Source organism: Paludifilum halophilum (assembly GCF_002245355.1).
Taxonomy (GTDB): domain Bacteria; phylum Bacillota; class Bacilli; order Thermoactinomycetales; family DSM-45169; genus Paludifilum; species Paludifilum halophilum.
Window position 1 is genome coordinate 225,224 of the sequence record NZ_NOWF01000001.1, and the last position, 15,008, is coordinate 240,231.

Sequence of the window (15,008 nt, forward strand, 5' to 3'; positions counted from 1 at the left end):
ACATCCCCCTCGTGAACATTCGCCGATTAAACCCGTTCAATCGAATCCATGGAGAGGGGCTTTCAGACTGAGAGCAAAGCTCAATGAACGACTGAATCATCTTCCAAGGAAACAGGCCCTTCCGCCAACACATCTTCCACCACAGCCAAAGCTTTATCAACCTCGGAGAATGGCACGTCGTGATGGAACACCGCACGGAGCCGCCCAAAGCCCATTTCACTGACAAGCAACTCCTTCTGTTGCAAAGCGTGCTGGAACGATCGCCATGTAAAGCGCGAATCCTGAATTTTGAATAAAACAATATTGGTCTGTACCGTCTCCAGGTTTACCTTAATGCCAGGAAGCTGGGATAAGGATTCTGCAAAGCGACGTGCTTTTTGATGATCTTCCTGCAAGCGGGATATCATTTTTTGAAGGGAATAAATTCCCGCCGCGGCAACCGCCCCTGCCTGGCGCATTCCTCCGCCTAACATTTTTCTCCACCGGCGAACTCTCTCAATAAATCCCTCACTTCCCACAACCATGGACCCGATTGGACTGCACAAGCCCTTGGACAAACAAAACTGAATCGAATCTGCATGACGAGCAATAACATCAACCGGTATTCCTGTTGAAATTGATGCGTGAAACAATCTGGCCCCATCCATATGAACGGGTATTTGCTTTTTGTTTGCAAACGCTTGTACCTCTTCCAGATACTCCGGGGAAAGGATGACCCCTCCGCAGCGATTGTGGGTATTCTCCAAACAAAGGAGAGAAGGTAGCGCAAACTGAGGATCATTCATGTCTTCGGGAAATGCAAGTTCCAAATCGCTCAGTAACAAGCGTCCATCAGGTTGAGTCGAGATCGGTTCATACACCACCCCTCCACAAACGGAAGCTCCGCCGGCTTCGTAAATATAAATATCGGATTCATTCCCGACAAGCGCTTTTGTCCCCCTTGGGCAGTGGGACAAGATGGATGCTAAATTGGCCATGGTACCGCTTGGCATGAAACATGCGGCTTCTTTCTTCAGTAAATCTGCCGAAAAAATCTCCAATTGGTTCACGGTAGGATCTTCCCCATAGACATCGTCACCCAGTTTGGCTTGAAACATCGCTTCCTTCATCTCTGGAGTTGGCTGTGTCAATGTGTCACTTCTCAGGTCGATCATCCCCGCTCTCTCCTCCATTCCAATATTCAACTGTTAACCGATCTTCCGCATCCTTCATCACTTTGGAGACCTCATTATAATCCTTGCCATGAGCGATGAAAAATCCAAGGCGATGATACGAACTTTCGGGAGGATGAATTCGTGTAAAAGGGCTTGATGTAATCTCTACAGAATGAATCCCTTTCATCTGTCGTACAAATTCAACACCCCTTATTCCTGACAAAATCCCTTTACGTTCTGCCAGTAGAAACTTTACTCCGGCATAGCCCGTTTTTGGCCGAGTTACTTTTGGTGATTGTCCTACCGCAATCCGTATTTGTTCCTGCAATAAATCGATCCCGGTTGCCAATTGAATGGCCTGGGGAATCATACCACCGGCTAAGCGTGCATTGACTTCAATTACCTTACATCCATTTTCGGTCCATTTCACTTCAGTATGACTCGGACCATTATAAAACCCCACCGCTTCAAGCGTTTTCCTTACCACTCTTTCCAATTCCACTCTCTTGTCTTGGCTTAGAGGAGCGGGAAATATATGTCTTGATTCAATAAAATGAGGGAAACCAACAGTTGTTTTCTTTGTGATGCCAATACATACGCTTTTCCCTTTATGAGTCAACATTTCAACACTGTACTCCGGCCCCTCCACATACTCTTCGAGTAGAACCGTCTGAGCTGTCGGTTGTCCACGAATATTTTTATCAATTTCCAACAATCGGGCTACTTGATGATTCGCTTCGTCTCGGTTTCGGCACATTAACACCCCCTTTGAGCCACTATCATCCGCCGGCTTAACGATGCAGGGAAAATCCACCGACAACACATCCGGCCGTTCTCCATTTTGAATCGTCATATACTTAGGTTGTGGAATATCAGCTTGTTGAAGTACGCGTCTCGTCTCCGCCTTATTACGACAAATTCGAACCGTTTCCGAAGTGTTTTCCGGAATACCCCATTTTTGGTTTAAATAAGCCACGGTTTCCAGATAAAAATCAGAGGTTGTAGTTATTCCGGATATCGCCTGTGGACTCAGTCGGTTTTCAATCGTTTTTATTAAGCTTTCGAATCGATTTGTGTCACACGTTAAAACCTCAGCTGGAGTTTCTCCGAGTCCCCGATAGCGGGAAAGATCTCCAGTCACGAATATAGGGATAAACCCCATTTGACTGGCCTTATGAAGAGCTTGCATTCCCGATCCTGTCGTATTGGACTCAATAAACAGCAGTATATTTTCCATGATTGGCTCCTTGATTTAGTCGGGAGTATGACCAACGATCTACCACCGTCCCGTAAGATACCTTCTGGGGAGTTAGCTGTTCCGGTAAAGTAATTTCATGTTGCAACCGGTAAGACTCATCAAAAATAGTTTGACAGTAACGATCGCCGCGATCCGGGAAAATAGCCACTATGTTTGTTTCAGGCCGAACTTGCCGACTAATCCATCGAGCCACCGCGTATACGGAACCCGAGCTATTACCAGCGAAAATCTTTTCAATACGGGCGAGTTCCACAGTCGCACCAAAGGCTTCTTGATCGTTCAACCAATGAACTTCATCGATAATCGAGTGATCTATATTGGGAGGATGAAGGCTGTTTCCCAATCCTCCTTGCAACCGCTTTGGTTTATCCGGTTGGCCAAACAGTACACTTCCCACTGCATCGACCGCAACCACTTTAGGATAGCAACCCTGCTCTTTCAATGCGCGGGCTGTACCACAAAGGGATCCGCCGCTTCCCACAGACCCCACCAAGATATCAATGTTTTTTAAGTCCTGCAGAAGTTCCTCAGCTAACATCTTGTAGGATTTAGGGTTTTCGGGATTTTCATACTGACGTAACCAGTAGGCATTCGGATACTGATTACGTAATTGCTGTAGTTTTTCTAAGCGAGCACTCTGCCATCCATGTTGTGACATCTTCCTGACAATGTGAATACATGCACCCATGGACTCCAACTTTCTTAAAGTGATGGCATCAATGCGTGGATCCGTTACAATATGAACCTCGTGCCTGTAGAAGCCGCCCACCATTGCGACTCCCAAAGCCAATGTTCCGGATGAACTTTCGATAATCGGAGCCCCCTCTTTTAATTCTCCCGTTCGCTTAGCTTCCAATATGGCCTGTTTGGCCACGCGATCTTTCATAGCAAATGGATTTAACAACTCCATTTTGGCAAATACATTCCCGGGAGAACAGCTCTCTTTTTTTAAGCAAACCAAAGGGGTATTTCCGATGCTTTGTATCAAATTTTGATATAGCATATAGGTTCCCTCTATTCAAAAGTAAGTGAATGGAACAACATTACATCTTCAGAAAACTGACCCATCAGTTTTTGAGCTTGCTCCAACTGAGACGGATATGTTTGACGACGAGGATCCAATAAAATACCCAAATACGTTCCGCTGTGGGCAACAGCCACACCGACCCCTTCCACATCCTTGGATATTTGAATGATCGAATCCAACAATCGCTTTGGCCGAATCTTTTGATTCAGTTGGGCACTTCGAGTAGACACTTTCCCGATAGACTCCACGTCTTGTTCAGATATGGCTTGAGTAATCTTTTGATGAAGAAAATCGTACTCCTTTTTTTCAATTTGAGTGAAAGGCTTGGGCGTATCATTAAATTGTACAGTGTCGATCTCTCCACCTTCATCGATTCCAACCACCGTAAGGGGAGGAAGAGTTCCCAAAAATCGACACAATTCGACCTTGCGATGGTAGAAGGAGACGACCCCCTTATACATGACACCATCCGTCGGTTCGATCTCTCTCATTAATGAGAGCAGGTAGGTTGTAGACAATTTTAAACCCAAACAATCTTCAATAGCACGAGCAACAGCTACCAAGTCAGCCGAGGAACTGGCCAGTCCTTTCCCTTCAGGCATTTCACTAAATATCTCCAACCTGCCTACCGGAGGATATCCATGATCGATCAGTATTTGAGAGATGAACTGAAGGGATTTTTTTTTATGGGAAGGGTTTACTTTTAAAGAATTCATCTTCGAATCAAAATAGAAAGTAGCATAAGAATACATTTGAATGGGAAATGTAACTAAAAAATCCAATCCATTTTTATCGCCAACTCCTTGTAACAACTCCCCAAATGTTCCAAACGTTTTTCCCTTCCCTGTAGCCGGAATAAGTCCTTGGATTTTATAAGAGTGAGATTGTGCTAACCTCACTGACTCTTCACCTCCTCAACTTTTTAAAATATCATTCAACGTTTTCTCCGCTTTTTGCTGCTCAATTCGGCATTCTGACCACTCATCTTCCAATTCAGTCAGCATTTGTTGTGATCTATTTATCATCTCTCGTACCCGCTCAGGGTGAGTTGAACCGGACGAGCACTTTCTGAGAAGATTTTGATCCACATCAAAATGGCTTTGAATCCAGCTGTCAGAAATATTTATCTCATAACCATACTCTGCACACACTTCTTTGACGTTTTGGGCTTTCATTTCGGTGGGAAGAAGCCCTTTATCGATAGAAGAAGCAATGGCTTTACCTGCGATCACTTGAGCTGTGCGGTAAGGAATTCCAGCTTTTAATGTCAGGGCATTCGCTAATGAAAAACCCCCTAAAAATTCCTTCTCACAGGCTTGGCGCATTCGCTTTTTCAGGAAGCGGAGATGACTCATAAACACGGTTAACAGTCGGAGAAGGGATTCTGTCGTCTGGAAAAGAGAAGGAATAGCTGTCCCTACTTCTTTCGATACTTCAACCAGATTACTATATGGTGTATTTCGCTGTCCCACGATCATACCCATGTGGATCGAAATCAGATGGGAGGTCCTCCCTCGAATCCGTTCTAGAATAGGGAAATTTTTCTTTTGAGGCATCGACGACGAAATGCCACTTAATTCGTCTGGTAAATCAATAAACCCGTATTCATTGCTTCCCCACTGAGTAAAGTCCGTTAAAAAACGACTTAGAGAGGTGGCAAAGATCGATAATTCCCCGGAAATACGCAAAATCCATTCTCTTGATGCAACACCGCTTAAAGCGTGATGGACCGGATATGAAAAACCGAGATACTCGGCCAATTGATCCCGATCCCATCCCAGTTCCTGCCCCGCCATCGCTCCGCTTCCCAATGGACAGCCGTTTCCCTCGTTGTAGACAGCTAACAAACGATGAGAAGTTTGCATGAGAACTTCCAAAAAGGCGGTCAGATAAAAAGAGGGACTGATCACCTGTGCAGCCTGATAATGCGTATACCCCGGCATCACCGTTTCTACATGCTCTTTCGCCAAATTTAAGGTGACCTGGGCCAACTCGGATAACTGTACAGCTATATCAAATAAATGATCTCTCATATACATCATCTGAGCTGTGGCTTGATAGTCGTTGCGACTCCGATCAACATGCCAAGCTATAACGGGTTGAGACAGATTATCGGAAATCATTCCTTCGATCGTAAAAGCCATATCTGTCAAATGAGTTTCCGCTTGTTTTAGCACCTCGTCCGGATGTAATTTGTCAATAGCGGAATTAATTTCTACTGTTTCTTTACGATCGATCAGCCCTAACCGCTGGTGCTCAACTAGAAGTGCTTTTTCAATCCATAGATAATAGGAGAGAAAATGACGGGCTTCGTAGCGAAGTTGAGGGTTTAATACTTCTTCCTTCCAGACATGATGGGGACTTTCCTTGATTCGACCTGTCAGGCCTTTCATATCACTGCCGGATTCCAATTTCACACGCCTCCATAGGCTGTTTGTAGGCTATACTATACACAGTTATCTGTTACGAGAATGCCGCTGCAGGAGACTGGCTTAAGACTCATGCCATCGGCGAACAACCAGTACCGCATTGTGTCCACCAAATCCAAAAGAATTGCTAATCGCGTATTCAATATCGCAAGGTTGCGCCTGATGAGGAACATAGTTCAAATCCAATTCTTCATCGGGACAATCACAGTTGATGGTAGGGGGAACTCTTTTTTCCATTATGGAGTACACCGTGGCAATCACCTCTACAGCGCCGGCTCCTCCCATCAAGTGGCCGATCATCGATTTGTTGGAACTTACCAGAATTTTCTTTGTATATTCTCCAAAAACCGACTTGATCGCTTGGGTCTCCATTCGGTCGTTAAGCGGGGTGCTAGTTCCGTGTGCATTAATATAATTCACATCCTTGGGCTGAATCTTTGCCTCTTCTAGAGCTAGTTGAATGGCCCGTGTAGCTCCCGAACCAGACGGATCCGGAGCCGTGATGTGGTATGCATCTGTCGTAGCGCCGTACCCGACCAGTTCCGCTAGAATCTTAGCCCCTCGCCGGATAGCGTGCTCTGCTTCCTCCAATACTAATACGCCCCCTCCGGCTCCAATAACAAATCCGTCTCGATCACGGTCAAATGGACGGCTTGCCCTTTCCGGTTCCTCATTTCTTCGGGACAAGGCTCTTACATTAGAATAGGCGGCTATGTCGAGTGGCGTAATCGCATCAGCCGTCCCTCCGGCCAGCATCACATCGGCTCGACCGCTCTGAATGGTTTTCATTGCTTCCCCCACAGAGCTTGTTCCCGTAGCACAAGCCGTAACAACTGCCCCTGACGGTCCCTTAGCTCCAATCAGAATGGAAATTTCACCGGATGGAATGTTCACCAGTGTAGCGGAAGAGAAATATGGACTTACACGCTTCGGACCATGTTTTAGCAATCTCTTGACATTTTCCTGTATGTAATTAAATCCACCATTGCAGGAGCTGACAAAAACCCCTGTTCTAGGCGATAACTGACTGCTAACCTCCAATTCAGCTTGATCGATAGCCTGTAAAGCAGCTGCAATCGCATATTGAGTAAAGTAATCCATTCGTCGTACATTTTTTTTGGATATGTACGCTTCTGGATCAAACCCCCGAACTTCACCCGCTATTTTCACTGAGAAGTCCTCCGTATCGAAACGCGTAATCGGGCCGATACCACTTTTACCGGAAATGAGATTGTTCCAAAAATCCATTGTGTTAACACCAATGGGACTAACCAGTCCACAGCCGGTAATAACCACTCTTCTGCCCAATTGCATTCCACCTTTTTGGAAATAAGGTTCCGATGGTTCGATCTCATTTTAAAAGAATCATCATTTCCGGTCATCCGTATATCCCGCAACAACAGGACTTCCGATCTATAAACGGCCAATCGAAGCCGTAAGAGATATTATCAGCCTATGGAGAAGCAAGAGACTTCCTGAGCTGAGAATATCTTTCTGATGATTACTCAGGCACATGAAGGGTTGCAAAATGAATAACCTGATTATATACTCAGTACGCATACTGAGTAGAGTGACCCTTGGGAATTAAATGTCAGACGAAATGTTCCAACAGAGGGTTTTTTAATGCAGAAATGATGGTTAAAGGACAAGATACCTATTTGAAAGGAAGGGGAAACATGTCTTTTTTAGCTGAATACAAATGGTACATCCTGATTACCGCCGAAGTTTTATTCTGGGTATTTAGTATATCCTTTCTAATTCTAAGATACTGGTTTCAGCTTAATCGGGCGAGCTTAATTTTCCTGGTTCTTTTTATCGCCAATGACCTTTTTATCTTGTCTCTAGCCGTATTGGATTACATGCGAACCGGTGAATTTTCCAATTATCAACTAATCATTGCTGCGATTCTGATTTATGCTCTCACCTACGGAAAAAAAGACTTCAAGAAATTGGATGCATACCTGAAGGAAAAAGTAGAACAGTGGAAAAACCCCTTCCGTTATACCGGCCAAAACACACATAAACCCAAAACCGCCCATAAAGGAAGCAAGGCCCCCACTGGCGGAAATTTGGATTGGGAACATGCTCGGAAAGAGAGAAAGAATTGGTTTAAACATCTTTTCATTTATGCCATTGCTCATGGAATTTACTTTCTCATAAATTTACTCAAATTGGAGATTATTTCTTTCGAAACTTTATCCAATATTTCTTCCATTTGGACTATCATATTGGTGGTTGACGGTCTTTACTCCCTCTCTTTCACCATATCTCCTCGTAAAAAGAAATAAAAAAGGAGAAAAACAACCTTTTTACGGTTTTAAAAGTAAACATTCGTATTCCTTTTTAGGGTCAGTTTCCGTTGCACTTGCCGTCACCGAACGGCTCAGGAAACTGCTTTTTTATTCCCTTCATTGATCTCGATTTCAACACAACACTCATCTTTACAAAAAATTTGTGGAATATGCTAATTAGGCGTGTATGCTCAGTACAGTATAATAGACCTATCTGAAATCTTTTTGGGGGGGAAATTACGGGTGACGAAATTGATGTCTGGAAAAAACGTAGTGGTTATGGGAGTTGCTAATGATCGAAGTATAGCCTGGGGAGTCGCAAAATCACTTCATACAGCAGGTGCCAATCTAATATTCACTTATAGAAAAGAACGGTCTTACCGGAAACTATGCGATTTATTTTCCAAATTTGAAATTAAACCCCTTCATATACTCCGGTGTGATGTTTCCGATGATGAAAGTATTAAAAACACTTTTGTTGAGATAAAACAAATAGCGGGGAGCATTCACGGGTTAGTTCATTCCATCGCTTATGCAGAAAAGGATGATTTACAAGGGGAGTACTTCGATACTTCACGCCCAGGATATCTTTTAGCTCATAGTATAAGCTCCTATTCACTTATTGCAGTTGCTAGAGAAGCGCAAAAGATTATGACCCATGGCGGAAGTATTGTTACGCAGTCATACATCGGGGCTGAACGTTTCGTAGAGAACTACAATGTAATGGGCCCTGCAAAGGCGGCATTAGAAGCCAATGTAAGATATTTAGCAGACAATCTCGGAAAGTATAATATTCGGGTTAATGCTGTCTCCTCTGGGCCGATCCGTACCCTTTTAGCAAAAGGCACTGCCGGTATGAACGGTTTATTGCGTACCAGAGCAGAGAAAGCCCCCCTCAGACGAAACGTGGATCAAAATGAAGTAGGTGACGCAACCTTATTCTTGCTTAGTTCCTTGTCTAGAGGTATAACAGGTGAAGTACTTCATGTAGACGCTGGATATCATATAAGATGAAAAACTCCCTTTTATCCCTCTTAAAAATTGCCGTATAAAAACCCTTCCCATGTGAACCATTGATTGCTGTTCATATGGGAAGGGTTTATATAAGGTTTACCAGTCATCTAGCTCTGTTTCTCAACAAACTGAGTAATTGCTTCGATATTTTTAAACGTATCAGTCCGAATCGATCCGAGTTGGAGCTGATACTCGTCTTTTAAAGCAGAGATAAAACGAAGTACATCAATCGAATCCAAGCCAAATGAGGACTCCGGTCCAAACAACACTTGATTGGATTCGATTTCCTCTGGTTTCATATCCAATTCGTATGTTTTAACAAACAACTCTTTCATTTTTTGTTCATTCATTTGATATCACTCTCCTGATCCTGTTTGATGATAATAACGCAAGCACAACGATCCCCATAAAAATCCGGCTCCAATTCCGGCCATTATCATATAGTCTCCATGATGTATTGCCTTTCTTTCCATCGCTTCATGCAGAACCGTAAATACGGTGGCAGCCCCGGTATTTCCAAATCGGTCCACGTTGACAATCGCTTTTTCCATCGGCTGTTGCAAGTTTTCCATCACGTTCTTGAGAATATTGAAATTCGCTTGATGGACAAAAAAGTGATCAATATCGTCAATTTCCAGATCAGCCCGCTGTGCTGTGGTCAACATCGTTTTCGGCAATTGCCTCGTTGCCTCTCTCCAAACAGCACGCCCATCCATTTTTAAATATTGACCTCTCTCCGCCACTGAAAACTCGCTGGTAGGTTGTTTGGAACCACCGGAAGGGATTTGGACACTGTACGAAAGGTCAGATTGTAAATCCCAAGATAAAAATCCATATCCTTCCTCGGTTTTCCCTAAAATTAAGGCACCCGCTGCATCCCCGAAAAATACTCTGGTTGTGCGGTCAAACGGATCGGTTACACGGGACATACAGTCTGCTCCGATTACTAGCACATGCTTGGTTTTTTCATTTTGCAAAAGATGGCAACCTAACCAAACCCCATATACACCGCCTGCGCATGCAACCTGGTTCAAATCGATAGGAATCGCCTGATCCGCTCCCAATTCTTCTTTTATAATCAGTGCGGTAGAAGGGAGGAGTTGATCAAAGGTAAACGTCGATACCACAATCGCATCCAAATCTTTCGGATGGATCCCCCCATTATGAAGAGCTTGTTTAGCCGCGCCGATACACATATCCGATGTATACTTTCCTTCTTCTAAAAATCTCCGTTCCCTGATTCCAGTCTTATTGACAATCCACTCATCAGTGGTGTCTAGCCTGGCGGTCAGATCCCGATTGGTAATAATCTTATCCGGAATATACATACCCGTTCCCAAAAAGCTTACCGGAACTTGGAGACCACTGGATGACAGTGGAGAAACCGCGTCCCCGATCACATTAGTTTCCAATAGTGATATTCTCCTTTCCAGGAAAATCTCCCTCGATCTCTTGTATTCCTGGTGGTATATCGTGAAGTTGAACAGGAATTTCCACGATGACAGTCTTTCCCTCCTCCTGAGACCGATGTGCCTTTTGTAAATTTTGTTTCAATTGTGTTTTATCCGTAATTTCCATACACTCGATTTGGGGATGTTCTGTCACCCATTGAAAGAGATCGGACGGTAAGGAAGTAAAATGAAATCTGGAATGATCAGATGAGGGATGATCCTGTTGGTTCCATTGATGCTGGAGCCAGCCATATCCACCGTTTTTTAAAACGATATACATGACGGGGATTTTCTGCTCAGCTACCGTCTTCAAGTCACTTCCAAATAATTGGAAAGCACCATCTCCTACCCATGCAATGACAGGCCGTTCCTTAACGGCTAGCTTTACGCCCGCAACAGCGGCTGCTCCAAAACCCAAGCTGGTTTGGTCGCTCGGTAATACTGCCCCCCCTTCCGAGCCGCAGGAATAGTAGGGATAAAAATAGGACCACATATCCTGCAACCCGTTTTCCTGGACGAGAATCCGATCTTTAGCCACTAATTGGTTCATTGCATCCAATACTTCCACTACATGAATAGAGGGATCGGTGCGGGCGTCCTCCAAGCATTTTTTCGCTCTTTGGAATAGCTGCTCTCTATGAACCTGAATGTGTTGAACCCATTTTTTGTTTGGAACCAGCGGTTCCTTTTCAAACTCTTTTAGCCATCGTTCTACTACTAATCCCCCGTCCCCCAGCATATGCATCCCGGGATATTCCAAGGACCAGTCATTGGGTTCAATATTCACCTGAATTAATGTTGCTTTCGCATTTATTCGTTCCCAGCCGAATGTAGCTGTCTCCTCCAAGCGACTTCCTATCACAACTACCATGTCTGTCTCTTCCCACAAACGACAGATCGGTTCGGTCGCATACAAGCCCGACAGTCCACAAAAAAGAGGATGATCTTCCGGAACCGCTCCCCTTCCTGAAGCTGTTACAAATAAAGCGGCCCCCCATTGCTCAACAAAACGAATGATTTCATTTCTCGCCTTGGATTTTCTCATACCACCTCCTAACAGGAGTAGAGGGCGATTACTGCTTCGAATCAACTCAAGGGATTGTGCAACACTGGCTTCATCAGGAAGAAACCGTCTTACCGTCAAAGCTTCCCAAGCCTTTTTTCTAGGTATTTTTTCTTCAAACAATTGTTCGGGAATTTCAATATAAACCGGTCCCCGGGTTCCGTTTGCAGCTAGAATAGCCCCTTTTTCCAAAGCCCAGCATAACCGATCCGGATGATCCACACGATATGACCACTTTACCAGCGGTTGTACAAGGGATAATTGATCAAGTTCTTGAAATGCTTTTGTACCTAAACGGTTTATAGAAGTTCCCGTTGCGACGAGAATGAGTGGGGTCGCCAGCAATTTAGCCTCCAATAGACCCGTAAGTGTATTGGTGAGAGCGGGTCCTTTTCCTACCACACAAACCCCAGGTTTTTCTGATTCCATGGCATGTCCAACAGCCATAAATACCGCATTGCGCTGATCCTTGCATAAAATCATACGTGCCGATGGCTTTTTTTCTAATGCTTTTAGAAAGCCTAAATCATCACTGGGTAAACCGAATATTTCCGTAACTCCGATATGATCCAGATAGTCGACAACCGCTTCCCATGGATTTTCATACGTAAACAATTTACTCACCTTTCCCCTCGAAGACATTCACCCACTGCTTGGGATACTAAAATGGGCTTAAAAGAAAGCTTCCCATTATAACTGATATAATTAGCCATCGGCCCATACCCGCCAAAGGGACTGTTACCGTCATCGATGGAAAGAAGCGTTGTATTGATCGTAACGGTATGTCGTTTCTTTAATACGTCCACTACATTATCCGCCTTACCATAAACACTGGCACCCAGCGCTCTTTCCATAAAAAAACCAGAACGAAGCAAGTCTATTAACTTATCCTCGTCGCAATAGCGGACTACATTAAACACCGGGGAAAAAAACTCTACAATCTCAAAGTTTTCCTCAAAATCCCGTAATAAAACAGTGGGTTCGATAATGCGCTTACGGAAATTTACAGAGCCGCCACGGACGATATCGGAATGGTGTCGGTGTAAGTACTGAGATGCCAACTCTAAAGGACTGTCATAATAAATGGGACCCCAATCTGCTTCAGCGTCGGTATTATCGCCGAATGTTAAGGAATCTAATTTACGGGTAAGCATTTCAGTAAAAGTTGGCAGATGAGACTCATGAACAAAAAGAACGTCCGGACCCAAACAATCTTGCCCTGAATTGAGTAATCGTATATCGATTGCATCGGAAACAGCTGATTCCAGATCGGCACCTGGGCCAACAATAAACGGGTTAACACCTTGACCAAAAAAGAGATAAATTTGCTCTTTATTTAATTGTAGTTTTATCTCCTCTGCATTTTTGTAAGCACCTGTAAATACAATCAAATCAGCTTCTGAAACATGTTGTTTGATAAACTTGCGTTGAGAGATCGGTTGAATCTTAATCGGCAGGCGGTGTACATCTTGAAGCAGTTGATGGAGACGAATTAACTGTTCTTTAACCTGGCTCGAGGGACGAAAGTGCATTTCTTTTACAAATAATGATGGTACTAACAAATACAGCACATAGGAGTAAAGAATCACATTTGAAGGCATAAAGACAACCATTCGATTCAGTTGTGGTGGAGAATGAGTCAATACCTCATGAATAGCACCTTCCAATGTGGAGATCGCTGCATCTACCTCATACGATGCGGATCGATGGAGAGAAATCCCCGTTAAAATATTCATTACAGATAGTCGGTTTTCTTTCAGGAATCGAATGGTCTTCTCCAGAGATTCTAACCGGTCAGGAAAGGACACTTGATTTCGTTCATGATCAGTCCAACTTTGAATGAGGTATGACATACTGCACTTCCCTCCTATCATCATTAGCAGTGAAATAAGACGATTTCCTTTTATTAACTGCCATTTCTCTCAACTTAACTAGATCGACCTTTCCGTTGTGATTAAGCGGGAAATTCTTTATAATCCAAATTTCATTCGGTCTTTCATAAGAGAACAATAAAGGATAGATTTGTTTTTTCCAAAACCGAGTCGAGCGAGTTTCCTGATCTTCAATGAAAAAATGAAGAAAACAGCCTTTTCTTTCCTCATCCAGTGCAATAACTTTTACCGAACAACCGCATTCTTCTATTTTTCTTTCCAGGCTGGCAGGATAGAGTGTATACCCCATACGGTGTACGGCATGTTTTCTACCGATCACATGAAGATTTCCGTCAGAATCAAAGAAGCCCAGATCACCGGTGTCATACCACTTTGATTTAGGCGGTACAATTATTCCGTTTGAATCCAGGTACCCCTCCATCAAGCCATGAGACCGTACCCAAATCCCCCCTGTTTGGAAGGTAGAAACCTCCTCTTCATTATCATCCATGATTTGAACGTCGACTCCCTTCAAAGGATTACCGCATGCTCTTGGGTTTTTCAGATTAGCAACAGCCACATTCCCTACCTCGGTCAAACCATATCCATCCAGAAGGAACCGGCCAAAGGTTTGATAAAATTGATCAATGAGATGTTTTGAAAGCGGGGCCCCTCCAACGCACCACATTCTTACCCGATGCATCTGTTCAACCATTTCCGGTTTTTTTTGCATCAAATCCAACAGAGAATAGTAGGTTGAGGGGGCAGCATCTATAACCGTTACCCCTTTCTTTAAAATAAGGTTTACCACTTGGTTAAGCATGTGGTATTGGGGAATGACTAAAGAACACTGCTGTTGCCACCAAATCAACAGAATGGAAAGCCCATAATAGTGAGAAAACGGAAGCAAAGGCATTAACACATCATCATGACGGTAACCCATGGCCATCCGTGTTTTTTCAATATTATCCCAGATCGATCGCCCGGATTTAACGATCCCTTTCGGTTCCCCCGTGGACCCGGACGACCACAGAATCACTGCATCTCTCCTTTCTTTCCAATTCGCGAAGGTAAATGATTGAGTGGGATTGGGCAGATCTTCAGCTTGTTGTATACACTCTTCATAAAAGAATGTGTGGTTATTCTTTGGATCCTTCCCATCTGAATTCCCTAGCAGCTTCCATCGAACATTCGTCCTTGATAGCATCTCATCGGTTTTTTTTGAAGTTTGTTGGTGGTCAACAAGAATGATAGAGGTGTCCAGGTGAATCAATGAAAAAAGCGCCACAGAAAAGGAATAGGAAGTTTTCCCTTTAAGCAATACCCGGTCTCCGCTTTTTACCCCTATGTTACGGAGATATTCGGCAAAGCGGACAAGGTCACGCTCAAACTGTTCTTTTGTATAAAATTTTCTAGGCGTGATCACTTTAGCCGTCATATTTGGATTCAC

Annotated in this window: 13 protein-coding genes; 2 read left to right on the top strand and 11 right to left on the bottom strand. The window is 43.9% G+C overall.

Translation table 11 applies throughout. The annotated features are described in order from the left end of the window. Nucleotides 1-80: 80 nt before the first annotated feature. The 6 genes from ltaE to fabF all read right to left on the bottom strand — a co-directional run bounded on the left by ltaE (nt 81) and on the right by fabF (nt 7,182). A complete protein-coding gene (gene ltaE, locus CHM34_RS00950; RefSeq protein ID WP_094262709.1) occupies nt 81-1,154 on the bottom strand; it encodes a low-specificity L-threonine aldolase in 1,074 nt (357 codons plus the stop codon). Then, complete coding sequence (locus tag CHM34_RS00955) at nt 1,135-2,391, bottom strand: ATP-grasp domain-containing protein (protein WP_094262710.1); 1,257 nt, start codon at nt 2,389-2,391, stop codon at nt 1,135-1,137. Before CHM34_RS00955 ends, ltaE begins: the two co-directional genes overlap by 20 nt. Further along, the gene (locus CHM34_RS00960; RefSeq protein ID WP_094262711.1) at nt 2,366-3,415 is read right to left on the bottom strand and encodes a cysteine synthase family protein; all 1,050 of its coding nucleotides are present in this window, start codon (nt 3,413-3,415) and stop codon (nt 2,366-2,368) included. The genes CHM34_RS00955 and CHM34_RS00960 overlap by 26 nt, the downstream gene beginning before the upstream one ends. 11 nt (nt 3,416-3,426) lie before the next feature. After that, nucleotides 3,427-4,338, bottom strand: coding sequence for a GHMP family kinase ATP-binding protein (locus CHM34_RS00965; RefSeq protein WP_094262712.1), 912 nt, complete (start codon nt 4,336-4,338; stop codon nt 3,427-3,429). Nucleotides 4,339-4,353: 15 nt separating this feature from the next. Then, entirely contained in the window at nt 4,354-5,850 is a 1,497-nt protein-coding gene (locus CHM34_RS00970; RefSeq protein ID WP_094262713.1) for an argininosuccinate lyase, read from the bottom strand. 81 nt (nt 5,851-5,931) lie between these two features. Beyond that, nucleotides 5,932-7,182: a beta-ketoacyl-ACP synthase II gene (gene fabF / locus CHM34_RS00975; protein WP_169713524.1), complete on the bottom strand. Its 1,251-nt coding sequence runs from the start codon at nt 7,180-7,182 to the stop codon at nt 5,932-5,934. Nucleotides 7,183-7,544: 362 nt separating this feature from the next. On the opposite strand from fabF, the gene CHM34_RS00980 reads away from it, so the two are divergent. Then, the gene (locus tag CHM34_RS00980) at nt 7,545-8,156 is read left to right on the top strand and encodes a hypothetical protein (RefSeq protein ID WP_141201603.1); all 612 of its coding nucleotides are present in this window, start codon (nt 7,545-7,547) and stop codon (nt 8,154-8,156) included. A 246-nt stretch (nt 8,157-8,402) separates the two neighbouring features. Then, nucleotides 8,403-9,173, top strand: a complete 771-nt coding sequence (gene fabI, locus CHM34_RS00985; protein WP_094262716.1) for an enoyl-ACP reductase FabI — start codon at nt 8,403-8,405, stop codon at nt 9,171-9,173. Nucleotides 9,174-9,280: 107 nt separating this feature from the next. Here the strand turns inward: fabI and CHM34_RS00990 are convergent, their stop codons facing one another. From CHM34_RS00990 to CHM34_RS01010, 5 genes are read right to left on the bottom strand one after another with little or no spacing between them, the layout of a single operon-like run. Beyond that, nucleotides 9,281-9,523, bottom strand: coding sequence for an acyl carrier protein (locus CHM34_RS00990; RefSeq protein WP_094262717.1), 243 nt, complete (start codon nt 9,521-9,523; stop codon nt 9,281-9,283). Between the two features lie 6 nt (nt 9,524-9,529). Further along, nucleotides 9,530-10,585 carry a 3-oxoacyl-ACP synthase III family protein gene (locus tag CHM34_RS00995; RefSeq protein WP_240511804.1) on the bottom strand — a complete coding sequence of 352 codons (1,056 nt, stop codon included), beginning with the start codon at nt 10,583-10,585 and terminating at the stop codon, nt 9,530-9,532. Beyond that, nucleotides 10,575-12,311: a thiamine pyrophosphate-binding protein gene (locus CHM34_RS01000; RefSeq protein WP_169713525.1), complete on the bottom strand. Its 1,737-nt coding sequence runs from the start codon at nt 12,309-12,311 to the stop codon at nt 10,575-10,577. Before CHM34_RS01000 ends, CHM34_RS00995 begins: the two co-directional genes overlap by 11 nt. Continuing rightward, the gene (locus CHM34_RS01005; RefSeq protein WP_094262719.1) at nt 12,308-13,540 is read right to left on the bottom strand and encodes an aldehyde dehydrogenase family protein; all 1,233 of its coding nucleotides are present in this window, start codon (nt 13,538-13,540) and stop codon (nt 12,308-12,310) included. Before CHM34_RS01005 ends, CHM34_RS01000 begins: the two co-directional genes overlap by 4 nt. Next, nucleotides 13,512-14,996: a class I adenylate-forming enzyme family protein gene (locus tag CHM34_RS01010; RefSeq protein WP_094262720.1), complete on the bottom strand. Its 1,485-nt coding sequence runs from the start codon at nt 14,994-14,996 to the stop codon at nt 13,512-13,514. The genes CHM34_RS01005 and CHM34_RS01010 overlap by 29 nt, the downstream gene beginning before the upstream one ends. Nucleotides 14,997-15,008: the final 12 nt, after the last annotated feature.

Bases quoted from the DNA above. Each gene is read 5' to 3' on its own strand.
- CHM34_RS00980 (WP_141201603.1), top strand. From the start codon at position 7,545: ATGTCTTTTTTAGCTGAATACAAATGGTACATCCTGATTACCGCCGAA.
- CHM34_RS00960 (WP_094262711.1), bottom strand. From the start codon at position 3,415: ATGCTATATCAAAATTTGATACAAAGCATCGGAAATACCCCTTTGGTT.
- ltaE (WP_094262709.1), bottom strand. From the start codon at position 1,154: ATGATCGACCTGAGAAGTGACACATTGACACAGCCAACTCCAGAGATG.
- fabF (WP_169713524.1), bottom strand. From the start codon at position 7,182: ATGCAATTGGGCAGAAGAGTGGTTATTACCGGCTGTGGACTGGTTAGT.
- CHM34_RS00990 (WP_094262717.1), bottom strand. From the start codon at position 9,523: ATGAATGAACAAAAAATGAAAGAGTTGTTTGTTAAAACATACGAATTG.
- CHM34_RS00955 (WP_094262710.1), bottom strand. From the start codon at position 2,391: ATGGAAAATATACTGCTGTTTATTGAGTCCAATACGACAGGATCGGGA.
- CHM34_RS01010 (WP_094262720.1), bottom strand. From the start codon at position 14,996: ATGACGGCTAAAGTGATCACGCCTAGAAAATTTTATACAAAAGAACAG.
- CHM34_RS01005 (WP_094262719.1), bottom strand. From the start codon at position 13,540: ATGTCATACCTCATTCAAAGTTGGACTGATCATGAACGAAATCAAGTG.